Raw genomic sequence first — 25,301 nt, 5'->3', positions numbered from 1 at the left:
GGTGGTTTAAGCGATTGCTTCTTCAATTCCTAACTCAAGAAGTTTTGCGTTAATCTGATTCATGACAAACGCTTTATCTTCTGGATTGTTCTCAAAATCAAGATTGTCAACATTGATTGTAAGAACTGGTGAGAAGTTATATTGAGAGAAGTATTCACGATATTCTTTATTTAGATTAATCCAATATTCTGCCTCTACCACTTGTTCATAATCACGACCACGTTTTGCAATACGTCTCATTGCTTCTTCTGGAGACACTTCCAGATAAATCATTAAAGCAGGAGCTTTACAATGTTGAATCATATTATGGAACAAGTCTAAATAAATATTAAATTCTTCTTCTGACATTTCCCCATTATCTCTGAGCATTTTTGCAAAAATCAAATCGCCATATATCGAGCGGTCCAAAACTGCTTTTCCTTGTTGACTTGCTTTTTTAATATGCTTAAAACGCTCATTTAAGAAGAAAATTTGAAGAGGGAAAGAATATCTTTCTCTATCATAATAAAACTTATCTAAAATAGGGTTGTTTACAACAGGTTCTTCAAATGCCACATACCCTTTTTCCTTTGTAAAAATATCCATTAGTGTAGATTTCCCTACACCAACAACGCCATCAATTGTAATCATATCCCATACATCTCCTTTTGAATTATTTAGTCCTTTTAAATTTTCATAATAAAACAACTTAGCTCACCTTCTCACTGTAAAATTTTCTACCTCTTTCTAAGCTATTAGACAAAATCTAAACCCTATTGTATATAAAACTATTTTATTTTAGATTTTACAACAGGGTTTCATAACCAAAGTTTGGGGGATAGCACTCCCCAACTTTTAACAATTATTTATTGTTATTTTTATGGATTTGGTATTGTTCGTACATATATTTAAAACAGTCATAGAGTGTTTCTCCAAAATAATCAGGAGCACCAGCAGTATAAGAGTTCATGTAAATTGTTTGGTTCTCAACACCCTTTTGATTAGGGTTTGGCTCTGTCAAAGAACGAATATCATCTAAGATGGCTACGTTCGCATAATATTGGTCTGGATTCACTTTTTTCATGTAGGCAAATCGACCACACTCTGCACTCAATCCACTATCCTCTGGAATCGTAAAATGAGAAAACATCATATGACAAGTGGCTAATTCATCATTGTCTGCATCAAAAATCAGTTTGTTCGTAATGATTGTGTCTGCCCCTTTGTCATTGATAGACGTATTGTGCTGTGGAAGGTAATAATCTAAATGAATGGCTTCGCAAATATCCGCTAAAAGCTCTAATCCAAGTCTTCCAAATTCATTAAACATTTGACCACTGCCAAGATATACTTTAGCCTCATGTTTGAAATCAAACTCTGTTAGAATCCCCTCTACGTTATGGCGTTCTAAAAAGTCCACCATTGCTTTTTGAAAATGAAATAATCGTTTTGTATCATAAATTGGCATCTGTTTTCTCCTCTCTTTATCCTGCTATTTGAAAGTAATCAGGTAAGATAATTGTTTTTATCCCTAACACTTGTTCACTTAATAATTTTTTAGAAACCAGTTTCCCTTTGGTTTTATATCCATCAACACCTACGTCTGTTTTTAACTCGATTTCTCTAAAATCATATTTTTTATCATTTTCTAAAAACCATTGACGAGCACGTTGCAAAGGAATGATATTTAACTCTCTTGTATCTTTGAAAAAATAGAACCAAAAATCGGCTTCACTATATAGAAAACAACCAGGAGTGTCCTTTCCTTGATTGGACACTGTTTCAAAGAAGTAATTTCCAGTCGTTGAATAGCTGTCTGTCTTTACTTCTATCGTGACTATCTTCGTTTCATTATTCATTAAATACATCCAAATAAGGTCAATATCTAACTTTCGATAGCGTTTATCATTTTCCACATTTGTTACCGCTACGGTTTCAGGTTTTCTTTCCAACCAAGGAGTAATAAATTGAATACCAACATCACCAATTTCCAATCTGTCCTTCATGGTATAGTGATTCATCGTTTACCCCCTCCCTGTTTTTTGGTCAATTTTTTGATTGTTCAAGACTATAGTCAATATCTATTGTTGAACAAAAGCAGATTTAAGCATCGCACGTTGTTTAATTTCAGCAAACACATCATCATTTGTGATGACACCTTTGCTATTGGAATAAACGTACAATACATCTGCCTGATATTCTTCTTTGTATTTCTGATTCTTTGCTTCGTTGGCTTTTTTTGCCTTGATAATCTCTTTTGAAAATCCCTTTTTGTAGCTCATAGGTTTGATTTGAACTGCACAAACCAGTTCATCTTCTTCAAACAATTCATAATCAATTCCATATTGATAGTCCCTCTCTCCTTCGGTTTTCTTAAATGAGAAGGTTGGAAAGAATTGACCAATTGTTTTAATCGTATTTCTTTCTCTTGCTACGATTCCGTTCCATGTTTCTGCCATGACACGAAATTTTACGCTATATACACATTCGGCTAATGTGACCTTTTGCTTATTTCCTTGTTCTACAATTTTTTCATACATGTATTTGCCACGTTCTTCTAACTCTTCCTCTGTTCTTCCATAAGAAAAATTTAGCTCTTTTAATTCTTTAGGAAGAGATGGCGTAGCTTTCGTGAAGTCAAGAAGAGCTTCTTTTTGTTCAGGCGTACATAGTTCATCAATCTTACGTAACCGCTCTTCTCCCGAACGATAATAATGTTTCTTCCACTCTTCTTTTGTCATGAAATCCCTTGCTTCAATCAATGTCGATACATAACCAATCGACCAAGGGCTATTGAGCTTCAATTGATTCCATATATAATTTGTAGACCTAAACTTGACAGCATTAATTTGATTCTCAAAAATTTCCAAACTGAACCCCCCATGATGTATTTGTTGTTCCGATTTTAGTCAATTTATGTTAAATTGTAGCCTATAGTCAATATTTGTGTAAAAAAATAAAGACTTGCTCTTTTTTATCATTCTGCCTCATTATAACACGATATCTATTAAAAATCCATAGATTCCAGTCAATATCATGTGTTTCATTGACCATTGTCTATAAAACCCTTATAATAGTAGATATATCAATGTTTTTGAAAGGAGAAATGAATGTAAATGGAACAAAAACGAGTAAAATTAGAAGAGTTTATAGACGATTACCATAAATTAACAGAGCAAGAGCAGGATTTGCAGTTTATCCAAAAGGCTATTCAAGAAAAACAAGGGGTTGGATTAAAAGCAGAGCTTTTGATTCATGACCGAAAGATTCCTCTTCATGAGTTAGTAGAAGGTTCAACAAAGGAACTTTTTGAGTCATTTGAAGATGACCTTTCCTTATTTATTACGTATTTACTAAAAGTTAATCTAATGAAATTAGAAGAGCTTTTGTATTCGATTGAATTTAAAGGACAAGAACAAAAAACAAAAGTACCTATGGAAGAGGTAGCTGAAACAAAAGAAGAAAGAGAATCTACTCTAACGAGTGATTCAGTAAAGCAAGTTCTAAGTCAAAAGATAGAGCAGTACCAAACAGATGACGTGATTAATCCTTCGGAATTATATGATAGCCTTCCCCTTCCAGTACAAGAACAAATTTCGCTTTCGGATGTACATGAAATTTTGCGTGACGCTGTAGACGAAAACAAAATGAAACTTATTCATAACGCAACGTGTTTTAAATGTAATTCTGGTTATGAACAGGATTATGAGAAACTGCCAAGAGACGTGAAATGTGGTCATTGTGGACAAGACATTGTAAATATTGAAATCCGCTATAAAAAATTGGTATAGGAGAAATCAAATGGACTATACAATTGAAGTGTTTCAAGATTTTAAAGGGTTTGGTGGAAGATGTATCTATTATGGTTGTGATTCCATAGAGAAGGTAAAAGATATATTAAATCATTTGAAAGCAAACGAAAAAGTCCTTTCGATTGAAGAGCATCATTTGGTTTATCAACATCCTATCTATTTACCGATTTGTAATGAAACGACTATTTATTCCAGACGTGAAATTTATCGAGAATGGGTAAAAGTCCCGAAAGAACAGGTTCATACTGCCAAACAGAAGGATTATAAGCAGAACTTCCTTGAAAAAGAAGGATTTAACAATTACTGTATTAAATACGAAGTTTTAACGGAAGACAAATATGAAGAGTATATTTATAAGGTAGGAGCAACCTATGATTTACGCAATTCTGACCGACAAGCTATTATGAAGGCATTATATGACCATAGTAAAAGTAATCGAATGTTTAATCTAAGACTTTTTCAATATCGAAAGCTGTCATTAGAGGAATTTCTAAGGGAGAATAGGTAAATGGAGAAAGAACTTGATATAACCGTCTGCCCTAATTGCAGTCAGGATGAAAACACTATTAAATACGATGAATGGTTGGGAAAAGAATTATGGTATTGTGAGGATTGTGACAGCTTCTATGATGTCTTGTATGAAGTGACTGTCAAAGAAGTTAAACTACGACCAAAACAAAAAGGCAGAGGATAATTCCTCTGCCCTTTTCATTACTTATCTTTATTCCAGTAAGGAACAGACACTTCTTCTTTGATACTTTTTATCTTTTCATTTATATCCTTCTTTACGTAATCTACATCGTATCTTCCTTCTTGAGAATAATAGATTAAATCCGAAGAAAGATGGATTCTGTCATCGGGCTTTGCATTTACACGCAACCAACAATATAATTCATATCTTTTCCATTGCCATTTTGCATTATCTTCCAAGTCTAAACTATCAATACGCTCAACAGCTTGTTGTATCGTTGTTTCGGCTTGGAAAACACCCATTTCCTTTCCTAACACCCTCATTTCATCAAAGGTAAAGCAAAGAAGCCATTCAGGTAGCAAATTGTATTTACATTGTTGCATATTCTTCTCCAGTTCAAGAATATTCATTGGATACAAATTATAATAAACTTGATGATTGATTTCCTTAAAGTCAATTATCGGGAAATTCATCACATCTTCTCCGATAGAATTTAAATAATTTTCTATTGAACCACCTTCTTGCTTAATTTGATAAAGCTGGTGATACAATTCATTTTCTTCTTTATCTAATTTTCTCCAGATTGCAAATGATGCATATTCTCCCATGAATGAGCACAACCTTTCTAATTTTTCTTTCCTGTAAAAAATTAATAATAAATCACTCGTATCTCTAAATTGTGTTGAGTTGCTAAGTCAATCATGTTTTTTGTTCCACGACTTTTTCTATCCCAAAAAGCAACTAAGGCATCTGCATATTCAGCCATTTCTTGATTACGAACAACCCATGCAGTATCTCCGTATTTCTTCCAATTCGGAGGTTCAGATTGGAGTTTTAAGTGACGTTCTTTTGCATAACGCTCTCCTAACAAATCCGCTCCTTTTGCTTTTGCTGAAACAATTTCAACATCCTCTTTTTGAGATAGCAAAACATCTAACTTTTGTTTAAGCAGTTCATAATTATTGAAATTCATACTTCCTGCAACTATTACTTTAAACGTCAAAAAATCCACTCCTTTTATTACTTCGTCATTTTCCCTTTGTAAACCGCTCCGCTTTTCTTATTTACAAGTAGATATTCAATGAATTCAAACCATTTATATTGCTTATAAGAATTTGCATAGTTTTGTATCCAAGAAAGTATTTCTTTATCCGAAATACCAACTGTATATCTATTGTGATAAGGTCTAATTCCATCATTAAATACGATAGTCATACGATAAGTTTCCACGTTTAATTTCCCACCTTTTTATAAATTTGTTTCATATAAAATGTTCATTGCAATGACTTGTAGACATCGCATGATACCCTCCTAAATGTATATAAACCTATACACCTACTCTCTAAAATCTTTATATTATACATGTTCTGAAACCCTCTCATTCAACTCCATAAAGGGCAATAATAAAACCACAATGGAGAATTTCCACTGTGGCTATATTAAACATTATGATTTTCTTAAAAAACCAACTTCGGTTGCTATTTTTCTAATGGCTATCATATCTTCTTCTGGATAACCCCAATGTGAACAATATAATCCACCATATCCATTCTTTCCATTAGAATCATTTCCTGTTCGGATAAACTCACTAAAGTCCTGCAGTAAGCCCCATAGTGTACCACCATCTGAAAAGTGGTCATCTCTATGACTGTTAGAAGGGTAAGGGTTTACCTTTCCACCACGCTTATCCATAAACCATAGACGTTTTTGTTTATCTCCTGCAAGATAGAAGTGAGAAATCGTTCCACTACTATTACTACGGAAGAACTGACGACCTCTATTCGCAATCTCTACAATGATTTGATTAACTGCATCCATACGTTCTTGTTTGGTTTTTAACATGATTAGTTCCTCTTTCCCTGAAATTAATTTGAAAAACCTTCTGGCTCATTTCCTTTTATTTCAATGAGTTTTAATTCATACAATTCTTTTAGTGCATCTATCATTTCTTTCTGTAAGAATTTGCGATGATACCTTTTATAGAATTGCTCCATTTCTTCTTCAGATAATTTCCCGAAAAAGTACATATCAGAATGTTTCGTTCTTTCATAATCCTCTATTTGTGAGGTTTCTTGATTCAATACGACCAGATTGTATTCATTTGGTACAACAAAATCATGGTCAATTAAATATTGAAGGACTACATGACTTCTGCTGTAAAAATCAGCAATTTCCAACTCTTTTCCTTTTTTCCAAATCCAAAGTTCATCTTTGTGGTAGCAAATATAATTACTTGCATACAACTTGGAGAATTTGTATCCCATTGGAATTAACTTTTTAAAATCACCAGTAAATTGAATGTACATAAAGTCACTCCTACGCCAATTGTTGAACTGAACTATACCAATCTACTAATTCTTCGATACTTTTATCCATTTGGTTAATATCGAATCCAAATTGACCTGTAATTGTCCCTGAATCGTCTGTAACAGAGAAATCAATAATGCCACAAATCAGAGCATTGTAGATTCCACGCTCTTTATAAAATTGATTCTTGCAACGAATAAGTTCTAATCCTTCTTCTAATTGACGATTAGCCATTTCCCAATTTGTTGCTTTGCTCTCAAAATGAGGAATCCCTTGATGTTGATTGTGTCGAACCTGTACGATAATTTCCATATAAAAACGCCTCCTAAAATATATACAAAATGTACACCTATTTTTTAAAAATCCTTATATTATAGATTTTTTCTTCCATACCATTCTTTTATAAAAGGAAGTTTGATAGATTCTTTATTCTTAGAACACTTTACATAAAAAAAGCATAGGATACTACTCCTATGCCATTCTTTTTGCATTACTTATTAAAAGGGAACAATTTTTCCCGATGTTCGCCCAACCTTCACAATCTACAAAACGAACTTGACCAGTTTTCCACTCAACTTCTTTAATCGTTAAACGATTACTGTCCAATTGTTTCTTTTCAATAGAGTTCAAAAGGTCTTCATCGGTATGATTGTCAACGGTCAAGGAAACGGTTTTTCCTGCCTGATAAACACCTTGGATTTCCAGCAAATGTTTTACTTCTTGGGGTTCATAACCCATTTCAATAAATTGTTCCATACTCTGCATTTTATATGTCTCTCCTTTTCAGTCAAAAATAGTCGTTTGGATTTGGTCAGCTTTAATGATTTGAACCACTTTTCCTAATCCTTCAATCACTAACCCAACTTGTAGTTTAGTAGAAATATCAATGTGTAGTTCATCGTTAAACTCGAATGTTTCTAAATCTAAGAAATACCAGGCAATGCACGTATTTTCATATATCACCCAATACTTCTTCCCTGAATCCATGACAATAATATCGCCTTTTCCAAAAGAAAGGCTTCGGTTATCAATCAACTTCATACACAAATCCTCCTTCCTCACGCTTTAACTTCTTTCCTTCCGCTTCTAATCTCTTAATCGTATTTCGATAATTCCGCTCTAAGTTCAGCCAAAAGGTTCTTGATATACCCAATGCTTTTTCAAACTGAAACGCAATGTGTTCATTTATCTCTACGTCTGCAGACAAAACACCTTTTATTGTTTCTTCTGAAAGAAGTGACAGAATAGATAAGTCTTTTACAGTCCACTCTTTATCATCCATCATTTCTTTGATGGTTTCGGCTGGTGGAACAGCATAATTTGGTTTAAATTCATTATTCATAGTATCTCTAACATCCTTTCTAAGATAGAACCTATGATAAACATAGGCATTAGAATGGCATCACCATATCGACTTCTTCCCTTCAATTGAAATGATTTATACGGTTTCTAAGCATACCCCTATGTCTTGGAGAGCTTGTATTTGTTCTTCTGTAATATTTTCGTTGACCAGTATCCAACCCAATAGTGTTTTTCCGTAATACAAATCATTTAGTTCTACATTTTCATCATTCATGTCGCCCTTTAGTCGAATGATTCTTTCTTTAAATGTTTCTTCCCCAACAACATTGTATTCACTGTCATAAATCTCAAAGATTTCTCCTTCTTTTTCCGACAGTCCATAAGAATTGAAAATTTGTCTCCCATCTTTCAGTTCTTTTTCAGCCTTAATCCATTCATAAACAGCTTCATCAGATTCAGCTACCAAATACGTAAATATTCCAACTTCACTGTCATGTTGAGAGAAATGTTTCAACATCACTTGATATAAATTCATGTTGTTTTCTCCTCTCCCATTACCTTTTCTAACGCATTAAGCATATCCGTTGTAAAAGGCTCTTTAATAGGAATGGCTTTATCGGAATAGTACACGCCTCTTTTGCTAACTTCTTCTTGATACCAAGAGTTTTGGAACAACTCTGGAATTTCTTCTTTGTGTTTAACGTAATAACGGAAGTGAGAACGATAAATCTTCATGTTATTTTCTTCGTCATGGGTAATCAACAAGACTTCCAATCGGTCTTTGTATTCTTCATTAAGCCATACATCAATCTCATTTTCTGTACCATAATAAACGGAAGCTACCACCAATTTAAATGGTGTTCGATTTAATTTTTCTTCTAACGAACGTAATTCAAAAAAAGCGTATCCATGTGCTCGATAAAAATGTTGCAGTTTACATTCCAATTTCCCACAAAGATTCGTACCACAAACGAATTGCATGGTTTCTGCACAATTATGAGTAGCTTGTCCTCCACAAACAGAACATACCTCTTTTATGTGTTCTTCACAATATTCTTTTCCAGTTGCATTTTCTTCTTTACATGTTCCTATCCATGCTTTATCAAATTTACACATTATCATCTCTCCTGTTCCATGCTGGTTAAAAGTAAACCACTTTGACTACAACTGCTTTAGCATTGGCTTTTTAAGTGTTCCTTCGCATCATCAATATCTTTATCTTTTAAGCTATTATCATAAAGGTTGTAACGGATATAAAGTTCAATAGACTCTAAAATATCTTGTTCTATCCCTTTGCATTTTTCTTCCTTCTCTAAATGTCTCCATATATCTTTAAAATGTACACCTTTGTTTTTATATTGAGTAAATAGTTCTTCTGCTAATTGCATATAATTGATTATTTTTTTAGGTTGGCAGAATCCCATAAATTGTCCCTGTTGAGAGGCGTAAATACGCTCTATTTCACGAATACGCTCTTCATTGATTAATTGCTCTGCTCCAACAACAAACTCCTCTAAAGAGCCTTCTATGTCCACCATACGATAAGGAATTTCTAATAGCCCTTCTTCGACTTTTACAATTACAGTTCCTATATATTCCACATCTTCAAAAGGAACTTTGAAATACTCCAGACCTGTTTCAGCTTGAAGCTCCATTAATGTTCTTCCATTTCCACCACGTTCTAATAGAGATTTTCTCAATTCATCCTTCTTCATATTTAATTCCCCCCGACCTAATTTGTATAATTATTATATCATACTTTTACGAATTTGTAAATTATACTTTACAATAAAGGGCTTGATTTTCAACAAAAAAAGCCATACATTTCTGTATGACAGTTTGGTTATTTCTCTTTAATATTTAGAGCTATGGTCTTTCTTTAATACAGTAAAATATTGTTCAAATTCATCTTTTTCAAACATAAAGTTCTTACCATGAACAACTTTCACCTTTTCCTCTCCATATCTATTAGGAAAAGGAGATTCTACCTGAAAACGATACGTTTTTCCTTCCTCAAATGTCCATCCATCTCTTTCAAATGTTTTCTTACACTTTGCAGTTCCAAGGTTATTTATGTCACAATCACAATCGAGGCAATCCAATTCCCATAGCAAAAAAATCCCGAAGACTATTGCTGAAACCTTTTTAATGCCTGACCAGAGTTTTTTCGCTACTTTTTTCAGCATTAAACTATCCTAAACTCCTTTCTAAAACAAATTATTCTTCTTTCACTTGCAATAACCAAAGCAAACAAATAAACAAGGCATCTATCAATTCCTTATGTTTTGTTTCATATAAGGGCGTTTGACCATCCGTAGGAGACACCTTTCTTTCAAATAATTGAACATTACAATCAGTATGTATTGTGCAAATTTCAAGTTGTCCATAACCTCTAAGCACTTCGATTAGTTTTCCAACGGTTACTTTTTTATGGTGATAATTCGCCCAATCTTTTCTTGGAACAATTTCTTCAAACAAATCATAAAATTGTTGTTCCGTTAATTGTTTAGCTTGTTTCGGCACTATATGTTGCTTCAATCATTTTCCTCCGCTCTCTTTAAAAAAGGCTATAGTCGATAATGACTACAGCCTTTTATTGGTTATGATTTTATTGGTTATGCTTTTAGAGATTCTACAAGTAGAGCTTCTTTTTCTTGAAGAGCTTTAATTTCAAGAATCGTATCAAGTAATTGTCCAAGACCAGCTTCATCTACTGATTTTTCAGAACCAAGCACTTTTACCTGAATGTCCGTCTCACCAGGAACAACTTCCACTTTATTTTTCTTGCCTTCTGCGATAAGACCAAAAGCCATTGAAAGCGTAGCATCCTTTTGTTCTACCTTGTATTTAAATCCTTTTTCATTTAGTACGTTGATTGTGTTTGCTAATAGCATAATATAATTCCTCCTAAAATTTTGATTTCTGTTAATTGATTATATATCTATTATATAACCAAATATATTATATGTCAATTATTTTTTACTTAAAAAATATTCAAAGATTTAATTCACTAATATAAGATATACTCTTTTTATGTAAAAACGATAGTAATAAGCACAATATAATCATTCCTGCTTTGTTATTTGCACACTAATCAAAATATAATAACAAGAATAAGAATTCATTACTTTATTTAACTGATTCATTGAATATAGTCAATAATATATGGTAAAATGAGTGGTAAGTACGTTGTACGGATTTGAATAAAACGATGTTAATGTAAAGGAGAAGCGATAAATAAATGAAAGTTGCAGGAGTGATGGGAAAATTAGGGGACAAAATGATGGATTTTAAAACATTTAAAAGTACATTACAAGAAAGCAAAAAATCATTAAACAAAAGAAAAGGAAAAGCGGTAGTAAATGGCGTAGTAGGGTTAGCTTTATTCGTTGGTGTCGTAGCAGTTGTTACTCCGCTTGTGAAAGCACAACTACAACGTGGAGATGTTACTGAAATTGAAATGGTATCTGTTCAAAAAGAAACAGCAGACTTTGTTAAACTCAATACAATGGCTGTTAATTATGCAAACTCTACTTTAGCGGATATTTATGCTTTCGTTCAATCTGGATTCGCAGAAGAGCAACGTGAGGTCTTGTTAGCCAAGCAATATGGACTTACAGAATACAAGAATCAACTTTCCCCTTCTAATCCCTTATTCCTTGATTTAAGCGAAAATACATCGCATAAAATCAGTTTATTATTATCAGCTATTGATAATTTCTTAGACCAATCAACCAGCACTGATGAAGATATGGTGAAACTAAATCTTTACACAAATGAATATAAGGAAGCCTCTAATAAAGAACAACAATTGTTGGTATCTTTACTTGATTATGCTGGAATGACCTATGAAGTTCTTCCGAATGGACAAATTAAATATTCTTATTTGAAGGTAGAACAATAAGAGAAGGAGACCCCTTCTCTTTTTATTTGGATAACATTTTATGTATGGTTAGCAAACTTTCGCTTTTTTTCTTTAATTCTTCTAATTGAGGGATATTAGGAGACCCCATAACCTTCATAAAAGATTTTACTTCTTCACTTACTTCGGGTTTTCTTTTTAACTCCATTTCCTTTTCTATTCTGTCTATCCTTTCTTCCATTATGGGAAGACAAACGTCAATCGCATATAAAATATCTTTCACATATCGCTCTGGCAGATTTATTTCCCTTTGTTCCATTTTTTCCTCCTTGTTTACCATAATTTAATTATGTTTATATCTAAACTTTACTTACACTTACATGATTATCATAGATGATGTCATCATATTTTTACAATCCCTTTTTACACTGTTTTCTATCTATCTTTTCCATATATAAATCAGTACAAACTAATGTTGCTCGAATCACCTCAAAAAAAAGAGCCTATCTAAAAAGATAAGCCCTTTTTATAAAGATTAGTTTGCCATTTCCTCTACAATCTCTTCATCATTATCAACCGTTGTGATTTTGATTTTTGCTTTTGGAATTGCTACAACCTCTTTTTCTTTACCATTTTTCAGAATGGAAAGTTTTTTGTCTTTTACAACCTTTGTTTCAATGGTTTGAGAAGCAGTATCTTCATAAGAAGTAATAGATTCTCCATTATCCACAAAAACAGGATAGTCAAGACCAGATAGTTCACGAATCATGTGAGAAATTTCAAGTCCAGCTTTAATGGTTTCAGAAGTAGAACAAATTTTAAGCTCTTTGTCCATGTATAGAACTTCAAAACAATCTTTAATCTCTCCTGTTGATTGAACAGTTTTTTCCAATTTTAAGGAAATGTGATTTAAGTGTGTGGATAAAGTTCGGTTCATAATAACAATTTTTTGAGCATTAAAGATTTTCATGTAAGAGATTTGGTTATTGATAAGGACTTCTTTCTTATCATAGTTCGCCAACTCTACTTTTTTCTTCTCTAATTCCTTCGCATTTTCTTCTGCACGTTTCACCAAAGCTAATCGGCTTGTCTCACTTTTCACCACTGATTCTTTCTCTTTTCTTAATGTTGAAAGTGTTCCTTGTAAAGTGGCACGTTCTTTTCTTACTTCTTCATCGAAGGCTTTTTGAATTTGAGCATTTTCCTTTTCTAACTTATTTAGTTCAAGGGAATCAATTTGACGTTGCAATACACTGATTTTCGCTTTTTGTTCATTAACAAAGCGTTCCTCTTCTTTATTTAAGTTATTGAGCTTGAAGTTCACTTTATCCAATTGAGTTTGGAATGAAGCAATATTTGCTTTCTTTTGTTCTTCAAACTTTTTACGGTGTAACTCGTCTTCGTTTTTAGCTTTCGTGATTTGAGCTAACAAAGATTTGCCTTCTATTTCAAGGTCAGATAATGTCTTTTTGAATCCTTCTTGTTTTTCATGAATAACCGCTTTCGTTTCATTCACTTGCTTTTTAAGTTCCCCATTTAATACGGATACTGCTTGTGCAGTAATGGTTTGCTTACAAGAAGGGCATTGGTCTCCTTCATGGAAATGGATTTGTTTCTTATCTAAGGCTTGTCCCTCTTGCTCTAAGACCTTATGCTGAGTGGCTACACTCTTATAATCATTGCGAAGAACTGCAATGTCCGTTTCCAATTTAGAAGTATCCATAGGCTTATATTCTTTTGCCATTTCTGTTTTAATTTGTTGTTCAAGCAAGGATTTTTGGTTTAATAGTTCCAATTTCACCTTTTCACTTTCAAAGCGTGTTCCTTTAACTTCAGTGATTAACTTGTCCAACTCACTTTTCTTCATCAATAATTCTGAAAGGTTTTTCAGTTCAGGTTTACGCTGATTAAGAGCTTCTAATTGCTTTTCAACTACTTCAATTTTCTTGTCATCAAATGCAAGAGGAGCAGGAATATCAATTTTTTCTCCTAATTTCGCCATATACCCTTGAAGATGCTTTTTCTTATCTTCGATTTCTTTTAATTCTTTTCTACGGTTTTTGAGATAGTCATTTGTGTCTTTAAGCTCAAAATGCTCTCCTTCTAAAAATGCTCTTTCTTGTGCATTTAATTCCGCTAATATATCTTCCTTTTCCACCCCTGGAAGAAGAGAGTATATTGCATTTCGGGAGCTATCCATATCCAAAGACAAGAAATACATTGGATTAAAGATAAGTAAGAATAAATCGGTAGAAATTAATTCTTCTAACTGTTTTTGAGTGATACGTTTATGGTCGAATTTAAGGGTTGTTGTAGAACTTAGCTTTCGTTCTACTTCATGTGTTTCCCCATCTTCATCCATAAAGGAAATTGAGCCAACTGCAGTCGTAGAGTCTTTGTTTATAATATTTAAATCTTTTTGTTTACCAATCATGTTTTTTCCTGTTAGAATCCACACAATCAATTCACCAACACTACTCTTTCCTTTTCCGTTATCACCAATGAATGTATTCTTTCCTTCTTCAAGCACCATAACAGTCTTTTCTTGGAATCCTTTAAAACCTTCTGCCATTACTTCAGTTACTTGAACCTTTTCAAATTTAGCCATGTAAAATCTCTCCCTTTTTTAAGTAAAAAAATATTTTTCCATAAAATGTTTTTAAATAAAAAACCTGTTTTTTCAACTTTCTATATTTTAGTTTTTGAAAAGGTAATTATTCGGGAATCATGGCTATGAAGTGGAAAGTCTCTCTCCCTTCTTATGAACAGCGATAAATTTGAATAAAATATAAGGTTTAATACAAAATAGGTGTTATTTTAACACATTTAAAAAGGAGATTTTATTTATGAAACGAATTTCGATTGGCATGACAGAAGAGGAAGCAAAACAAGTAAGTGAAGAACTTGGTATGGATGTAGACCCTTTTGAAATTGTTATTGAAGAAGAGTAAATACTGTAAGGAATCAAACAGGAATAAAAAAACTTTTTAGAGGAGAGATTTTACATGGAATACGGAGCTATTATTTATGTGGACAAAAAAGAAGCAGAGGAAATGGAGCGAATTCTTTCTATTCAAGAAGGAGATTGCCCTGATTATGACCATGATGCCACTATCAAAACTTATACTGCTAAATTTGCTAATGGTTTTCAAGCAGACATAAAGGTTTGTAACGGTGACACACCATACATTGACAACGTATTGTTCGATGAACAAGGTTGTGAAGTCGATTGTCCAGAGATTTCAGAAAGTCTCCTCGGTGAATACGATTTTCAATTTGAAGGTGACAGCTATCGTGTGTTGGTAGAATCAGTAACGCTTTACGATAATCCACTAAAAGGAATTTCTATCTTTAGTGGTGAACCAGTAGAGGTCATTGGTGAAAGAACAGAAGAGAAAGATGGAAAAGTTCTTGAACAGTACCTTTATAACATTGTAAATTACACTGCAAAAAACGGTCAGCCTTTTGTATCTTTAAAAGCTAATATCTCTATAGGATAAGTTTTATAAAGGGTGCTTTTATTGGAAGCATCCTTTTCTTTTTAAAAAAGGATAACATACACTTTTACAACAAGGAAAGAGGTTTTATATATGAACGGATTAAGATACTTTAAACATATGACAGGGATAACAAATCGACAATTAGCAAAGGATATGGGGATTTCCCTTCTTCTTGCAAATTTCTGGACTTCTGGATATGAACCAATCTCTGATAATCACAAAGAGGAAATGGAACAAGTATATGGAATTCCTTTTTATTTCATGAAGAAAGAAATGAACTCCACTATTAAATTAAAAATGGATATTGCGATACTAAAATCTCTTGGTAAAATTGAATCAGAAAAAGATATGAAGCTAAATGAATCTATTTACTTTGATAAGTTTACTGCTCTTGGTTATGCTTTATTTGCAAAAGAAATGAGCCAAAAAGAGCTTTCTGAATCAATGGGTATTTCAACTTCAACAGTTCAATCTTTATTAAAGAATGATAAGAAGATTTCAAAGAAATATCGGGATTCTTTATCTCAAATAATGAATGTACCAATTGAATTATTGGAAGGAAAACTATTTATAGACACGAAATGGGCGATTGACTCACTTGTTATAAACACTACTGAACGAACAGTATTTGTTGAGAAAGTAGAAGAGTTGGAAAATCAATTGCTATTAGCGTAAATCAAGTTTAATACAAAACAGGAAAGAAATTTGGGGAGGAATTAAGATGCACGTAGATGGATATATTCGTTTTGCAGTAGACCCGACTGGTGAAAAAACATGGGTGGTTGATTACGAAACCAACGACATGACCTTGAAATGGTACTTTGATGAATTTGTTGGAGAAGATGCAAACGATTTAATTGATATGAGTGAAGTAGAGAAAATTAATTCGGATATTAAGAATTGTTTCTTGCTGGTGACATTTTCATATAGAAGTGTTCCCTCTTTCAATGGAGAAACAACTGATTATGACGATGAAACAACCGTTAGAGATGTGATTGTTTTAGACCATGATTATAAAGAAATATGGAGAAGAAATCTAACAACTATGTATGAACATAACAGTAAAGAAGAAATGGAGCATCATCGTTGTCAAGAGGATTTGGCAGAATGGGAAGAGTTTTACGATGAAGATTTTGAGTTTTTTAAACCAAAACCAGCTTCTCTTATCCAAATTGAATCTCTATTGAAATAAAAGAAAGCCCAATTTTATTTGGGCTTCTTTTTTTGTTTATTTTTGTTTATTCTCTTCTTCTTTAATTAGTTGAGTAAGGATAGTGGCAAGAGCTTTCATTTCCTGCAAATCCATTCCTTCCTTCAATCCTTTTCGATTATAAAACCATAACAATCCATCTTCATATTCAAAGCCTATATCACTGTCCTCATAGCCTTGTGCGTTGATATAAGGCAACTGATATTGGCAACCACCAATCGCTTCAAATTTAGGTTCTCCATTCGCATAATGCTTTTTCACTATCCCCACCCCCTTCTAATGTTGTTTGGTATGAATATTTATGAAACTCTTTCCTAAGAATTAGTTAGTTATTTCTACAGAAGTACCGTTTTTTTCAGGAATATTTCGGCTTGTATTCTCTTCTAAAGAAGTATCTGTTGCTAATGATTCAGGCTCATAAATGAAGTCTTGGAGTTGTTGTTTTGTATCTTCTACATCCACCTGCATATACCAACCGCTCTTTAGACTTAAAGGCTTCCAGTATCCGTCTCTTGGGAATCGGTCTTGTTCCATATCCTTCATCCCTTTTGTCAGGTATTCCATTCCCATGTCAATAATTGTGTTAGCTTCTAAACTTGTTTCAACATAAGGTAAAATCTTCATCACTAAGCCTGGTAGCTCTGCCTTATTAATTCCTTGTAGTTTTTCAAGCATTTGAGTTAAAACCTTACGTTGTCTTTCAGTTCGTTCAAAGTCACCATTTCCTACATAGCGAATACGAGCATAGGCAACCGCCTGTCTTCCGTTTAAAGTTTGAACACCACCATGCGTTAATTCCACTATGCTATCTTTTTTAATGTTAGCAACTTCCGTCATGTATTGGTTGACTAATGGATATTCCTCTTCTTTTACATCTATCTCTACCCCACCGATTTCATCAATGATTTTTTCTAATGTAAAGAAGTCTACCGTTACATAATCTCGAATATCCGTTCCGAAGGTTTGGTTAATGGTTTTAATCGTTAATGGTGCTCCACCATACGCATAGGAATGATTAAATTTCGTTTTCCCATGCCCTTCTATATCTAAATACATATCACGCATAAGAGAGGATAATTTGAGTTTTTTATGCTTAAAATCCACCGTTAATATCATCGTAGAATCTGCTCTTCCTCTATCGTTGGAATCTCGTCTATCTACACCAAATAAAGCAATATTAATGATGTCATTATTGTATTTGTTATACACAACCTCTTCTTGTTTATCTGTTTCAGGATGTGCTTCAGACTGACGTGTAATCCCTAATGCTTCATCGCTTTTATCTATTTTGACATGATTGATTTGATTGTACATATACCCTATACATCCACCGACAAGGACAACTACACCCAATATCGAACAGAGGATAATTTGCTTTTTTCTCTTTTGACTTAATTTCTTTTCTCTCATATTTACTCTTTTTTTACCCCTCTCATATTTTTTAGTCTAATTATCCCATATTTTGACTATAGTCATTTTATCACAATTTACGTTCTCTGTCTGCTTGTTTTTACATCTATACGAGTTAATAGTTGGAAGACATAAAAAAAGCCTAAAAAGGCTTTTTCAATCTTCATCAAAAACTTCTTCATCCAGTGAATTTAAGACATCTTCAATCGAACAATACTCTGTTTTATTCATTTGTCGTCTCTTCTTTTCTTCTGCATGAAATTTTGATTCTTCCTCTTCGGAATATTGGTTATATAAATATTCCCATAAAACATGAGCCATATACTCTTCTTTGCTTGTTACTTCTTCTTCCCTAACAGAAGCGTTCGCAATTTGCTCAATGTTAGCAAATTCTAAGGAGTATTTTCGTTTGTATCGTCTATATAAAGAATACGTAGCACTCCATATACATTCATTACTTCCGCAGTCCTCTGTAAACTCCACATGCAACGTCATATGGTTTTTCAAAGGTGTAAGCGGAACATTTTTTAATTGTTCTAACAATTCTTTGTAAGATTGTTGATGAAAGTCGTTCTGATGAAAATAGAACTTTCTTAGTGCGTTCTCTACACCCTCTATATTTACATCTGCTAAAATTTCTTTTAGAATCACGAGTTCTCCTCCTTTTATCTTTAGTCTTTAGTCTTTAGTCTTTATTCTTTATTTTAGTTTGAAATGAATCCGTACATAACAAAATCAAGATTTCCTTATTGACGATTAACGGTTTACAAATAAACTTTATGACGGACATTATTGATTTTTAGGAACAACAAAAAAGAGAAGAATGTTCTTCTCTTAGTCTACACGCTTTGTTAAAAAGTAAAATCTATCATTAACTGCTGTTAAGTTATATCCTTTTTTATTAAAATCATCAATAATGTCCAAAACATCCTCTGGATATTTCGTCTTTTCTTTGGTGTCTAAATCAAAAAGAATCGTTTCATTCTTCCCTGCAGTCAATCGGATAGTGTGATACATAACCATGTTCTTTCTCCTTACCTGAAACGCATTTTCTTATTTCGGTCTTTTAAGATTTCTTGTTGTAAGGCTTTTGAAACTTTCATAGATAATTTGAAATATTTTGGGTCACGATTAATCGACATGTTTTGAACTTGGAATAATTCATATCCATATTTGTTTAGTTCTGCTTTGACGACTTTGATAACTTTTTTTCCAGCCTTTACTTCTTTTCCAATGTTATCGTAATCATGTTCTTCCAAAATAAGTAATCCGTCTTGAATCATCATATTTTTTGTATCTCCTTCCTATTGCTTACGCTTCTAATGCTACTGGTTCTGGTTCTTCTTCTTCTTCAGAAGGAGTCAGAACATCTTTTAGACGTAGAACGGAAATGATACGACTATCTGCTTCTACTAAATATTCAATAAATCCTACTGCTTTCAGAGCTTCTAAGCCTTCAATTCCTTTTTTGTCAGCTTCTTCTACTGTTAAAATTTCGGATACTTGGTCTACAACCACACCAATTCTTGCTCCATCCAACACGATGATTTTCTGTTCTGTTTCAATCGCTTTTTTATCTAATCCCAAAAGGATTCTTCCGTTAATCACAGAGCAAATTTTTCCACGAAGATTGATAATCCCCTCTACATGATGTTGACTATTCGGAAGACTTGTAATCTCCTGCATACGAATAATTTCATTTACCTCTTTAATATCTACGCCATAGAATTGACCTTCTAATTCAAATACAACAATCTGACTTGTCATAGCTGTTAGCCTCCTTTATGTATATGTCTATTGTCTATTATATTACTATTATTGATTATAGTCAATGGATTTTATCAATCAAATAACCGTTTACTAAAAAAAGAATATGAAAGATTACTCCTTCATACTCTTTGTATCCATTATCCCTGATTCAGTTATTTCAATCACATGCTTCCTATCTTGTATAGGAAATTCTTCATCGTCTGTTAAGCTCACTAACTCCATCTTTCCGACTTTAACCATTTCAGCCTGATAGGTTTCTTTGATTGCGGTCAAATGAGGTTCACTACATATCTCCAATAGCTTCTTTAGGTCTCCTGCATAATGATAATGAATATCTGGATGTCCTTGACTATCAGGATAAAACACTTCTATCTCTATACAAGTTGTATAATTCCTGGTTTTATTCATTCATTTCCCCTCCTTTCTTTCATTATAGAAAATGCCCTCTTCCTTATTCAGTTAGCAGGGTATAGGGCTTAGTGAACGGTAAGAGTCTGAAAAAAGGAAGCCTTTTACAGCTTCCTTGGTTCATTATGTCAATCGTTTTTGTTCATATGCCTTTTTAAACTCTTCTAATTTCAGAGTTTCCTCTTTACGTTTACGTTGTCCCTCAACAGTAATTTGTTTTGTTTCTTCAATTCCTTGCATAATGGTTTCCCATGTCTTTTGAAGTGTTTCAATTTGAACAAAGCTACCTGTTGCTAATTGAGCAGTCATTTTGCTTTGAAGAGCAGTATTTTGAGCATTTTTCAACAACAATTCATTGGTTGTATCATCTAATGCTTTTAGAGCTTTCGCTTGTACAGCCTGACGCTTTAACATAATAGCTTGTGCTAAACTTTGTTTGAAAACTGGTAGCGTAATGACGAAAGCAGAGTTGATTTTACGTACTAAGTTGTAGTTACCAAATTGAATAGATTTAATCATTGGCATACTTTGAAGTGCAATGTTTTCTGCTAATCGCAAGTCATATACACGTTGGTCAATCATATCTTTGGCTTGGTGTAAATTTTGAACGGTTACTCTATCGTATTGGTCTCCTGTTTGATTCGCACGTTGCTCCCACTCTGGAATTAAAGAGGTAGCCAATTCTTCTGAAGCCATTTCCCCTGCCACAATATATTTTTGCAATTCTTCATAATAAGTCAAGTTTCTATCAAACATTTCATCCAAGCTATCATTTGCTTTATTAATTTCAGCTTCATATTGACGAAGTTGGATATGCACTTTATCCACATCATCACCCATTGAATGGTATTTTTTGAAAATCTCTTCAATCGTATTTTTAGCACGATTAAATAGCTTTTCTAAGAAACCAGGGTTTTGTTTTTCAAAATCTTTAATATCAAACGTATCCATAATTTTCTTCAATTGAAGAATCATTTGCCCTGCATCTTCTGTTTTTGTTCGTTCCATTGTACGAAGGATAGAATCCGCAAAACTTGCTACTTCTTCAGAAGCATTTTTACCAAAAGCCATAAGAGATTGTGTGTTGCTTATATCAATTTGGCGTACCAGAGCTTGTACTTCTGGTGAGTTTTTCACTTTTTCTACTACTGCAGTTGTTTGAGTATTAATATCAATTGGAACTAACTCTTGTTTTACTTCCAATGGTTCTGCAAAAGCAGTTTTTGTTAGAGTTTGAGATTGATTTTGTGGTCTATCGAATTGTAACATAGATGTTCCTCCCTTTATTTTGTGCCTGATTTGTTCAGGCTTTTTGTTTTTGTATGGTATGTTCTTGAATGGTTTCTCTTATATGAAAAATTATAAGAAGAATTGAAGGACAAGTCCTCCAATAGAAATGACTGTGCCGACAACAACAATTAATTTTGTTGAAACTGGTTTACCATTAGAACTTGCTCGAACTTTAAGAGATAAGTTCATCCCTTGAAATTCCATATCAAATTGAACGGATGGCAATTGGTGAACTGCAAAATAGACAGGCTTAATCCATTGTTCAATATTGCTATAATTCGTTGGAGTAAAGATAACAATGTCTGCCCCTACCAAATGGAAAAAGGCTAAAAGAATACTATCTTCTTCACTAAACATGTTTCTTGTTCCGTCATAAATCACGATTTTTGGAATTTTACCTGTATAATCAAAGGATTCAATCAACCTCAATAATTCACTATCCATTGTGATAATGGTCATTAAGATTTTTAATCGCAATTTTTCATCCATGTCTTTCACGAACATTTTGGATTCAAGTAATTCATTAATCTTAGAAACCATGAAGTCCTGAATAGACTGTTTAAGGTATTGAAGAGTATAAACAGGGCTTTGATAAAGAGCCTCTTTATCTACAAATCCTTGTTGATTAAACAAAAAGGCTGTAGAAAACAACTCTTGTTTTGTGTAACGAACAGAGCTAAATGGAAGTTGTTTGTAAAGAACTGCATTTTCCGAATTGGCTAATTCATTCACATCTTTCCAGTAATCAGAAAGCTCTTGCTTTGTTCCATTTACCTTTGCAAAGATATTCGGAACATACACTCTTTCGTCTCTGACTTCAAATTCAGGTCTGATTCTTGCTTCTTCATTCCAAAGAATTTTCAATTCATCATAGGTTGTTTTTAACATAACTGATTTTGTTGTACCTGTTTCATACTGCCATGCTTTAAACATGCCTACATCTGTTCCATATATAACACTTTGAATTTCTTTTGATGCATTATACGCAACGGTAGTCTTTTGAATCGCACGTTCACTTAATGGAAATTTTTCTAAAGCACAACTTTCTGCAAATTCAACTTTCTTAGTGAATTGTCCGTATCTATCCACTTCCTCAAACACCACATCTTTCTCTTTATCCGTTTGAAGATATAACACGTCACAACCGATTAAAGATAATAATGTTAGAAAGTAAACTTCATGTTGTTTAACATCTCCATAGAACAGAACTTTTGGTACATCATTTAGGATAGTTTCTTTATAGAAATGACTTTGGTATCTCTTTAACCAAACCAATAACTTTAAAGCGAAATTCTCTGCTTTTGATTCATTCACATTCCGTTCTGTCTTCATATACAAAGCCATAACTTGTTCAAAAGCCATAACGACATTTTGGTTAATAACAGGAGATTGGAAGACTGCTAATGCTCCTGAACGAACGATTTGAGAAACCATCATATCTTTCCATGATGTCGTTGATTGAGGTCTCCCTTTTTTGATTTGCTCAACTACACGTTCAATTTCCTCATGGTTTGGCATATCAATAGGGCTTTCAAATTTCATATATCCTGCTGAATGTTTTAGTAATTTATGATGTAATTGAAAAACTTGATTATAATAGTTATCTTGATACATAGAATCCAATCCAGCTATCCCTACATAACGGTAAAAGTAGATAGGAACAACAGAATTTTCTCCTTCCATGTATCCTTTTCTACGTTTCGCTGGAATGAGGATGTCCTCTAAAGGGTTGTTGCTTTCTAATAGTTGAACAGAAAATCCATTTCTCATACTTCTTTCCCTCTCATTCCCTTATTTAGTCAAAAAATATGTAACCTTTGACTATTGTCTATATTTATTATACAGGTTAGCACGATTTATTTCAACGAAAAAACAAAAAAAGCAGAAGAAATATATCTTCCGCTTCTTAATAGTATTACCATTTACGAATCATATCGTTTAAATACACTCTTGTACCATACGCATTAAAGTATAAACCTTTGCTTGTTTCGTACACTTTCAAATGCTTTAACTTGTTGACTGCTCTATCATAAAAACTTACATTGATAGCTTCAATTTTTTCTCCTTCAGAATAGCCATTACTTTTTAAATCTATCAGAATTGAAAATTGTTTATGATAAAAAGTAGTGCTAAAGAATTTGTCGATACTTTCACGAAAGATTTTGTCACCATTTAATAAAGTTTCTACTACGTTCATGTTTAATTCCTCCATTTATGTTTACTATTAAACGAACTATTATGCGATTTCTAAAAAAGAAGATACCTTAAAATCTTTTAACCCCAATACGATTCTTCCGATATCAACCATGCGTGGATTCCAAAACTTATCATCAATATGCTTCTTCAAATCTTCCACACTGACACACTTCATGTATTTTTTATAATGTGGTTTACTGACATAGTTGGTACGTTCAATCAGTTCCAAAGTTTTTTCTTTGTCTCCTAATTTAAACGTGATAGTTTTCTTTTCTTCATCCAACTTGATAAATACTTTGTAATACGGATTGTATTGACTGATATACTCCATAAAGCCTTCCGTATTTTCAGTAGGATAATCAATGTTTTCAGAGAAAGATTTAGTCCAAAGACCCATATTGCCATTTACCAATATGACATCATCATAATTTTCATGTGGTTGGATGTCCGTTGCATCTTGAATAAGGGAAAGCACATAAGGCTTTTCTTTAAATACGCTTTTAAATGTTCCGTCTTCGTTGTACTCATAAATAAAAAATCTTGCATCCTCTTGAATTTGTCCAATAATGGTAAGTAAATGTTGTTTCATTTCACTCTCTCCTTTAAAATGAGTTTAAAAAACACCTTTTTTATCAAAACCTTTTATATTATAGTTTTTTACCAAGACAACATAACTTATCATCCCAAAAGAAAAAGACTATGCCCTGATAGTCTCTACATTCCATGAAATCCATTTGTATAATCAAAGAATAAATGAGCAAAAAACTCTTGTTCTTCTCTTGTCAATTTTTCATTTCCGCTTATTTTAACCATGTATTCGGCTGTTTTATCAATTAATGTACCGAATATTTCTTCATGCACTTTTACTTCAATTGTTACATATTCTCCGTCATTGTTTTTTTCTTTTACATCAGAAAACATCATCATAGCAAATTGTAAATCAGTCCATTGTCTTCCTTCATGTTTATCAGATAGGAAATATAACAAATTTGGTGTATTGTACATTAATCCCATGTACCAACCCTTTATTACTTTATTCATAAATAAAGGTTCACCTTTTTCTGCTTCTAATTCAGGAAAACGAATCACCAATGTCCCTTTGTTTTCCTCTGGATTTTGTTCTAAGAAAGTAATAAACCCCTTTATTTCATCATATCCAAAAGATTCTATCGCTTTTTCATTAATTTCAATCACATTCATTTCTATACACTCCTCTTTCATTTAATATTTCAGTTCATTTAATCGTATTATTATCATATGGGAGTTGGAGTGCTAATTTTCCAAAGTAGAGTGTTGAGTGTGACCAATAAAAGAGAGGAGGCAACACATTGAAAGTGCAAGATGTGATAAATCAATTAGAACAGTTGGATAAAGAAGCGGATATATATGTCGCATTGCGGAATGGCTATCGACCATTTGGCACAATGAAGGAGATTGAGGAGATTACACCTGTTTTTGACCAGGATACGAATAAAAAAGTATATGTATTAGATGTAGACCTTCAAAAAGAAATACAGCAAAAATAACAAAAATGGTGCATGAGAGGAGTTCATTCTTCCATACA

The 25,301-nt window shown here is 33.0% G+C and carries 41 protein-coding genes; 8 read left to right on the top strand and 33 right to left on the bottom strand.

What is annotated here, in order from left to right; all coding sequences use genetic code 11:
• Positions 1–6: 6 nt before the first annotated feature.
• From CVD28_RS01810 to CVD28_RS01795, 4 genes are all read right to left on the bottom strand, one after another.
• Positions 7–630, bottom strand: coding sequence for a deoxynucleoside kinase (locus tag CVD28_RS01810; protein ID WP_101591234.1), 624 nt, complete (start codon positions 628–630; stop codon positions 7–9).
• Positions 631–841: 211 nt separating this feature from the next.
• Positions 842–1,447 (bottom strand): nucleoside 2-deoxyribosyltransferase, encoded by a 606-nt coding sequence (locus CVD28_RS01805; protein ID WP_101590595.1) that lies wholly within the window; start codon positions 1,445–1,447, stop codon positions 842–844.
• Between the two features lie 16 nt (positions 1,448–1,463).
• Positions 1,464–2,000 carry a hypothetical protein gene (locus tag CVD28_RS01800; RefSeq protein ID WP_101590594.1) on the bottom strand — a complete coding sequence of 179 codons (537 nt, stop codon included), beginning with the start codon at positions 1,998–2,000 and terminating at the stop codon, positions 1,464–1,466.
• Positions 2,001–2,060: 60 nt separating this feature from the next.
• Positions 2,061–2,849 (bottom strand): MjaI family restriction endonuclease, encoded by a 789-nt coding sequence (locus CVD28_RS01795; protein ID WP_101590593.1) that lies wholly within the window; start codon positions 2,847–2,849, stop codon positions 2,061–2,063.
• A gap of 246 nt (positions 2,850–3,095) precedes the next feature.
• Between CVD28_RS01795 and CVD28_RS01790 the strand changes: the two genes are divergently transcribed.
• From CVD28_RS01790 to CVD28_RS01780, 3 genes are read left to right on the top strand one after another with little or no spacing between them, the layout of a single operon-like run.
• Positions 3,096–3,770, top strand: coding sequence for a hypothetical protein (locus tag CVD28_RS01790; protein WP_101590591.1), 675 nt, complete (start codon positions 3,096–3,098; stop codon positions 3,768–3,770).
• Positions 3,771–3,780: 10 nt separating this feature from the next.
• Entirely contained in the window at positions 3,781–4,299 is a 519-nt protein-coding gene (locus CVD28_RS01785) for a hypothetical protein (protein ID WP_101590589.1), read from the top strand.
• Complete coding sequence (locus CVD28_RS01780; protein WP_101590587.1) at positions 4,300–4,485, top strand: hypothetical protein; 186 nt, start codon at positions 4,300–4,302, stop codon at positions 4,483–4,485.
• 17 nt (positions 4,486–4,502) lie between these two features.
• Here CVD28_RS01780 and CVD28_RS01775 read toward each other — a convergent pair whose 3' ends face one another.
• From CVD28_RS01775 to CVD28_RS01705, 15 genes are all read right to left on the bottom strand, one after another.
• Positions 4,503–5,090 (bottom strand): hypothetical protein, encoded by a 588-nt coding sequence (locus tag CVD28_RS01775; RefSeq protein WP_101590584.1) that lies wholly within the window; start codon positions 5,088–5,090, stop codon positions 4,503–4,505.
• Between the two features lie 41 nt (positions 5,091–5,131).
• Positions 5,132–5,485: a DUF2493 domain-containing protein gene (locus CVD28_RS01770; protein WP_257985725.1), complete on the bottom strand. Its 354-nt coding sequence runs from the start codon at positions 5,483–5,485 to the stop codon at positions 5,132–5,134.
• A 17-nt stretch (positions 5,486–5,502) separates the two neighbouring features.
• Entirely contained in the window at positions 5,503–5,712 is a 210-nt protein-coding gene (locus CVD28_RS01765; RefSeq protein ID WP_101590582.1) for a hypothetical protein, read from the bottom strand.
• Positions 5,713–5,928: 216 nt separating this feature from the next.
• On the bottom strand, positions 5,929–6,324 hold the full coding sequence (locus CVD28_RS27725; RefSeq protein WP_180953841.1) for a hypothetical protein: 396 nt from the start codon (positions 6,322–6,324) through the stop codon (positions 5,929–5,931).
• A gap of 23 nt (positions 6,325–6,347) precedes the next feature.
• On the bottom strand, positions 6,348–6,788 hold the full coding sequence (locus tag CVD28_RS01755) for a hypothetical protein (protein WP_101590580.1): 441 nt from the start codon (positions 6,786–6,788) through the stop codon (positions 6,348–6,350).
• 10 nt (positions 6,789–6,798) lie between these two features.
• Complete coding sequence (locus CVD28_RS01750) at positions 6,799–7,101, bottom strand: hypothetical protein (protein ID WP_101590579.1); 303 nt, start codon at positions 7,099–7,101, stop codon at positions 6,799–6,801.
• A gap of 159 nt (positions 7,102–7,260) precedes the next feature.
• The gene (locus tag CVD28_RS01745; RefSeq protein WP_101590577.1) at positions 7,261–7,554 is read right to left on the bottom strand and encodes a hypothetical protein; all 294 of its coding nucleotides are present in this window, start codon (positions 7,552–7,554) and stop codon (positions 7,261–7,263) included.
• Positions 7,555–7,572: 18 nt separating this feature from the next.
• On the bottom strand, positions 7,573–7,830 hold the full coding sequence (locus CVD28_RS01740) for a hypothetical protein (protein WP_101590575.1): 258 nt from the start codon (positions 7,828–7,830) through the stop codon (positions 7,573–7,575).
• A complete protein-coding gene (locus tag CVD28_RS01735) occupies positions 7,817–8,131 on the bottom strand; it encodes a helix-turn-helix transcriptional regulator (protein ID WP_101590573.1) in 315 nt (104 codons plus the stop codon). The genes CVD28_RS01740 and CVD28_RS01735 overlap by 14 nt, the downstream gene beginning before the upstream one ends.
• A 96-nt stretch (positions 8,132–8,227) precedes the next feature.
• Positions 8,228–8,626: a hypothetical protein gene (locus CVD28_RS01730; RefSeq protein WP_101590571.1), complete on the bottom strand. Its 399-nt coding sequence runs from the start codon at positions 8,624–8,626 to the stop codon at positions 8,228–8,230.
• Positions 8,623–9,207: a hypothetical protein gene (locus CVD28_RS01725; RefSeq protein ID WP_101590570.1), complete on the bottom strand. Its 585-nt coding sequence runs from the start codon at positions 9,205–9,207 to the stop codon at positions 8,623–8,625. The genes CVD28_RS01730 and CVD28_RS01725 overlap by 4 nt, the downstream gene beginning before the upstream one ends.
• A 56-nt stretch (positions 9,208–9,263) precedes the next feature.
• On the bottom strand, positions 9,264–9,806 hold the full coding sequence (locus CVD28_RS01720; RefSeq protein WP_101590568.1) for a hypothetical protein: 543 nt from the start codon (positions 9,804–9,806) through the stop codon (positions 9,264–9,266).
• A 138-nt stretch (positions 9,807–9,944) separates the two neighbouring features.
• Positions 9,945–10,277: a hypothetical protein gene (locus CVD28_RS01715; RefSeq protein ID WP_101590566.1), complete on the bottom strand. Its 333-nt coding sequence runs from the start codon at positions 10,275–10,277 to the stop codon at positions 9,945–9,947.
• Positions 10,278–10,308: 31 nt separating this feature from the next.
• The gene (locus tag CVD28_RS01710; protein ID WP_101590565.1) at positions 10,309–10,629 is read right to left on the bottom strand and encodes a hypothetical protein; all 321 of its coding nucleotides are present in this window, start codon (positions 10,627–10,629) and stop codon (positions 10,309–10,311) included.
• 77 nt (positions 10,630–10,706) lie between these two features.
• Positions 10,707–10,985 carry a hypothetical protein gene (locus CVD28_RS01705; protein ID WP_101590563.1) on the bottom strand — a complete coding sequence of 93 codons (279 nt, stop codon included), beginning with the start codon at positions 10,983–10,985 and terminating at the stop codon, positions 10,707–10,709.
• A 347-nt stretch (positions 10,986–11,332) separates the two neighbouring features.
• Here CVD28_RS01705 and CVD28_RS01700 point away from each other — a divergent pair, with 347 nt between their 5' ends.
• The gene (locus CVD28_RS01700; RefSeq protein WP_101590560.1) at positions 11,333–11,995 is read left to right on the top strand and encodes a hypothetical protein; all 663 of its coding nucleotides are present in this window, start codon (positions 11,333–11,335) and stop codon (positions 11,993–11,995) included.
• A gap of 22 nt (positions 11,996–12,017) precedes the next feature.
• Here CVD28_RS01700 and CVD28_RS01695 read toward each other — a convergent pair whose 3' ends face one another.
• Both CVD28_RS01695 and CVD28_RS01690 read right to left on the bottom strand, forming a co-directional pair.
• Positions 12,018–12,272, bottom strand: coding sequence for a hypothetical protein (locus tag CVD28_RS01695; RefSeq protein WP_101590558.1), 255 nt, complete (start codon positions 12,270–12,272; stop codon positions 12,018–12,020).
• A 216-nt stretch (positions 12,273–12,488) separates the two neighbouring features.
• The gene (locus tag CVD28_RS01690) at positions 12,489–14,561 is read right to left on the bottom strand and encodes an AAA family ATPase (protein WP_101590557.1); all 2,073 of its coding nucleotides are present in this window, start codon (positions 14,559–14,561) and stop codon (positions 12,489–12,491) included.
• A gap of 397 nt (positions 14,562–14,958) precedes the next feature.
• On the opposite strand from CVD28_RS01690, the gene CVD28_RS01685 reads away from it, so the two are divergent.
• The 3 genes from CVD28_RS01685 (at position 14,959) to CVD28_RS01675 (ending at position 16,645) form a co-directional block, all read left to right on the top strand.
• Entirely contained in the window at positions 14,959–15,453 is a 495-nt protein-coding gene (locus CVD28_RS01685; protein WP_101590554.1) for a hypothetical protein, read from the top strand.
• A gap of 90 nt (positions 15,454–15,543) precedes the next feature.
• On the top strand, positions 15,544–16,128 hold the full coding sequence (locus tag CVD28_RS01680) for a helix-turn-helix domain-containing protein (RefSeq protein WP_101590553.1): 585 nt from the start codon (positions 15,544–15,546) through the stop codon (positions 16,126–16,128).
• A gap of 46 nt (positions 16,129–16,174) precedes the next feature.
• A complete protein-coding gene (locus CVD28_RS01675; protein WP_101590552.1) occupies positions 16,175–16,645 on the top strand; it encodes a hypothetical protein in 471 nt (156 codons plus the stop codon).
• A 36-nt stretch (positions 16,646–16,681) separates the two neighbouring features.
• Here CVD28_RS01675 and CVD28_RS01670 read toward each other — a convergent pair whose 3' ends face one another.
• The 12 genes from CVD28_RS01670 to CVD28_RS01615 form a co-directional block, all read right to left on the bottom strand.
• Positions 16,682–16,924 carry a hypothetical protein gene (locus CVD28_RS01670; protein ID WP_101590550.1) on the bottom strand — a complete coding sequence of 81 codons (243 nt, stop codon included), beginning with the start codon at positions 16,922–16,924 and terminating at the stop codon, positions 16,682–16,684.
• A gap of 60 nt (positions 16,925–16,984) precedes the next feature.
• Complete coding sequence (locus tag CVD28_RS01665; RefSeq protein ID WP_101590548.1) at positions 16,985–18,073, bottom strand: LCP family protein; 1,089 nt, start codon at positions 18,071–18,073, stop codon at positions 16,985–16,987.
• 156 nt (positions 18,074–18,229) lie between these two features.
• Positions 18,230–18,724, bottom strand: a complete 495-nt coding sequence (locus CVD28_RS01660) for a DUF6557 family protein (protein WP_101590546.1) — start codon at positions 18,722–18,724, stop codon at positions 18,230–18,232.
• A gap of 183 nt (positions 18,725–18,907) precedes the next feature.
• Positions 18,908–19,096 carry a hypothetical protein gene (locus tag CVD28_RS01655; RefSeq protein WP_101590544.1) on the bottom strand — a complete coding sequence of 63 codons (189 nt, stop codon included), beginning with the start codon at positions 19,094–19,096 and terminating at the stop codon, positions 18,908–18,910.
• A gap of 11 nt (positions 19,097–19,107) precedes the next feature.
• Positions 19,108–19,359, bottom strand: coding sequence for a hypothetical protein (locus tag CVD28_RS01650; RefSeq protein WP_101590542.1), 252 nt, complete (start codon positions 19,357–19,359; stop codon positions 19,108–19,110).
• Between the two features lie 25 nt (positions 19,360–19,384).
• Positions 19,385–19,840: a chemotaxis protein CheW gene (locus CVD28_RS01645; protein WP_101590540.1), complete on the bottom strand. Its 456-nt coding sequence runs from the start codon at positions 19,838–19,840 to the stop codon at positions 19,385–19,387.
• A gap of 114 nt (positions 19,841–19,954) precedes the next feature.
• Positions 19,955–20,251 (bottom strand): hypothetical protein, encoded by a 297-nt coding sequence (locus CVD28_RS01640; protein ID WP_101590538.1) that lies wholly within the window; start codon positions 20,249–20,251, stop codon positions 19,955–19,957.
• A 123-nt stretch (positions 20,252–20,374) separates the two neighbouring features.
• Positions 20,375–21,520 (bottom strand): toxic anion resistance protein, encoded by a 1,146-nt coding sequence (locus CVD28_RS01635; protein WP_101590536.1) that lies wholly within the window; start codon positions 21,518–21,520, stop codon positions 20,375–20,377.
• A gap of 90 nt (positions 21,521–21,610) precedes the next feature.
• On the bottom strand, positions 21,611–23,311 hold the full coding sequence (locus CVD28_RS01630) for a YceG family protein (protein ID WP_101590534.1): 1,701 nt from the start codon (positions 23,309–23,311) through the stop codon (positions 21,611–21,613).
• Positions 23,312–23,456: 145 nt separating this feature from the next.
• Entirely contained in the window at positions 23,457–23,738 is a 282-nt protein-coding gene (locus CVD28_RS01625; protein WP_101590532.1) for a hypothetical protein, read from the bottom strand.
• Positions 23,739–23,777: 39 nt separating this feature from the next.
• The gene (locus CVD28_RS01620) at positions 23,778–24,326 is read right to left on the bottom strand and encodes a hypothetical protein (RefSeq protein ID WP_101590530.1); all 549 of its coding nucleotides are present in this window, start codon (positions 24,324–24,326) and stop codon (positions 23,778–23,780) included.
• Positions 24,327–24,451: 125 nt separating this feature from the next.
• On the bottom strand, positions 24,452–24,937 hold the full coding sequence (locus CVD28_RS01615; RefSeq protein ID WP_101590529.1) for a hypothetical protein: 486 nt from the start codon (positions 24,935–24,937) through the stop codon (positions 24,452–24,454).
• A gap of 128 nt (positions 24,938–25,065) precedes the next feature.
• Here CVD28_RS01615 and CVD28_RS01610 point away from each other — a divergent pair, with 128 nt between their 5' ends.
• Complete coding sequence (locus CVD28_RS01610; protein ID WP_101590528.1) at positions 25,066–25,263, top strand: hypothetical protein; 198 nt, start codon at positions 25,066–25,068, stop codon at positions 25,261–25,263.
• Positions 25,264–25,301 lie beyond the last annotated feature (38 nt).

It is taken from the genome of Bacillus sp. M6-12 (assembly GCF_002860285.1).
GTDB lineage: Bacteria > Bacillota > Bacilli > Bacillales > DSM-1321 > Peribacillus.
This window is presented reverse-complemented; position numbering and strand designations above follow the sequence as displayed.

Bases quoted from the DNA above. Each gene is read 5' to 3' on its own strand.
- CVD28_RS01790 (WP_101590591.1), top strand. From the start codon at position 3,096: ATGGAACAAAAACGAGTAAAATTAGAAGAGTTTATAGACGATTACCAT.
- CVD28_RS01695 (WP_101590558.1), bottom strand. From the start codon at position 12,272: ATGGAACAAAGGGAAATAAATCTGCCAGAGCGATATGTGAAAGATATT.
- CVD28_RS01725 (WP_101590570.1), bottom strand. From the start codon at position 9,207: ATGTGTAAATTTGATAAAGCATGGATAGGAACATGTAAAGAAGAAAAT.
- CVD28_RS01740 (WP_101590575.1), bottom strand. From the start codon at position 7,830: ATGAAGTTGATTGATAACCGAAGCCTTTCTTTTGGAAAAGGCGATATT.
- CVD28_RS01750 (WP_101590579.1), bottom strand. From the start codon at position 7,101: ATGGAAATTATCGTACAGGTTCGACACAATCAACATCAAGGGATTCCT.
- CVD28_RS01720 (WP_101590568.1), bottom strand. From the start codon at position 9,806: ATGAAGAAGGATGAATTGAGAAAATCTCTATTAGAACGTGGTGGAAAT.
- CVD28_RS27725 (WP_180953841.1), bottom strand. From the start codon at position 6,324: ATGTTAAAAACCAAACAAGAACGTATGGATGCAGTTAATCAAATCATT.
- CVD28_RS01640 (WP_101590538.1), bottom strand. From the start codon at position 20,251: ATGAATAAAACCAGGAATTATACAACTTGTATAGAGATAGAAGTGTTT.
- CVD28_RS01800 (WP_101590594.1), bottom strand. From the start codon at position 2,000: ATGAATCACTATACCATGAAGGACAGATTGGAAATTGGTGATGTTGGT.
- CVD28_RS01700 (WP_101590560.1), top strand. From the start codon at position 11,333: ATGAAAGTTGCAGGAGTGATGGGAAAATTAGGGGACAAAATGATGGAT.
- CVD28_RS01805 (WP_101590595.1), bottom strand. From the start codon at position 1,447: ATGCCAATTTATGATACAAAACGATTATTTCATTTTCAAAAAGCAATG.
- CVD28_RS01650 (WP_101590542.1), bottom strand. From the start codon at position 19,359: ATGATGATTCAAGACGGATTACTTATTTTGGAAGAACATGATTACGAT.
- CVD28_RS01705 (WP_101590563.1), bottom strand. From the start codon at position 10,985: ATGCTATTAGCAAACACAATCAACGTACTAAATGAAAAAGGATTTAAA.
- CVD28_RS01620 (WP_101590530.1), bottom strand. From the start codon at position 24,326: ATGAAACAACATTTACTTACCATTATTGGACAAATTCAAGAGGATGCA.
- CVD28_RS01625 (WP_101590532.1), bottom strand. From the start codon at position 23,738: ATGAACGTAGTAGAAACTTTATTAAATGGTGACAAAATCTTTCGTGAA.
- CVD28_RS01775 (WP_101590584.1), bottom strand. From the start codon at position 5,090: ATGGGAGAATATGCATCATTTGCAATCTGGAGAAAATTAGATAAAGAA.
- CVD28_RS01615 (WP_101590529.1), bottom strand. From the start codon at position 24,937: ATGAATGTGATTGAAATTAATGAAAAAGCGATAGAATCTTTTGGATAT.
- CVD28_RS01675 (WP_101590552.1), top strand. From the start codon at position 16,175: ATGCACGTAGATGGATATATTCGTTTTGCAGTAGACCCGACTGGTGAA.
- CVD28_RS01630 (WP_101590534.1), bottom strand. From the start codon at position 23,311: ATGAGAAATGGATTTTCTGTTCAACTATTAGAAAGCAACAACCCTTTA.
- CVD28_RS01635 (WP_101590536.1), bottom strand. From the start codon at position 21,520: ATGTTACAATTCGATAGACCACAAAATCAATCTCAAACTCTAACAAAA.
- CVD28_RS01810 (WP_101591234.1), bottom strand. From the start codon at position 630: ATGATTACAATTGATGGCGTTGTTGGTGTAGGGAAATCTACACTAATG.
- CVD28_RS01730 (WP_101590571.1), bottom strand. From the start codon at position 8,626: ATGAATTTATATCAAGTGATGTTGAAACATTTCTCTCAACATGACAGT.
- CVD28_RS01780 (WP_101590587.1), top strand. From the start codon at position 4,300: ATGGAGAAAGAACTTGATATAACCGTCTGCCCTAATTGCAGTCAGGAT.
- CVD28_RS01715 (WP_101590566.1), bottom strand. From the start codon at position 10,277: ATGCTGAAAAAAGTAGCGAAAAAACTCTGGTCAGGCATTAAAAAGGTT.
- CVD28_RS01690 (WP_101590557.1), bottom strand. From the start codon at position 14,561: ATGGCTAAATTTGAAAAGGTTCAAGTAACTGAAGTAATGGCAGAAGGT.
- CVD28_RS01685 (WP_101590554.1), top strand. From the start codon at position 14,959: ATGGAATACGGAGCTATTATTTATGTGGACAAAAAAGAAGCAGAGGAA.
- CVD28_RS01645 (WP_101590540.1), bottom strand. From the start codon at position 19,840: ATGACAAGTCAGATTGTTGTATTTGAATTAGAAGGTCAATTCTATGGC.
- CVD28_RS01745 (WP_101590577.1), bottom strand. From the start codon at position 7,554: ATGCAGAGTATGGAACAATTTATTGAAATGGGTTATGAACCCCAAGAA.
- CVD28_RS01665 (WP_101590548.1), bottom strand. From the start codon at position 18,073: ATGAGAGAAAAGAAATTAAGTCAAAAGAGAAAAAAGCAAATTATCCTC.
- CVD28_RS01655 (WP_101590544.1), bottom strand. From the start codon at position 19,096: ATGGTTATGTATCACACTATCCGATTGACTGCAGGGAAGAATGAAACG.
- CVD28_RS01755 (WP_101590580.1), bottom strand. From the start codon at position 6,788: ATGTACATTCAATTTACTGGTGATTTTAAAAAGTTAATTCCAATGGGA.
- CVD28_RS01785 (WP_101590589.1), top strand. From the start codon at position 3,781: ATGGACTATACAATTGAAGTGTTTCAAGATTTTAAAGGGTTTGGTGGA.
- CVD28_RS01735 (WP_101590573.1), bottom strand. From the start codon at position 8,131: ATGAATAATGAATTTAAACCAAATTATGCTGTTCCACCAGCCGAAACC.
- CVD28_RS01680 (WP_101590553.1), top strand. From the start codon at position 15,544: ATGAACGGATTAAGATACTTTAAACATATGACAGGGATAACAAATCGA.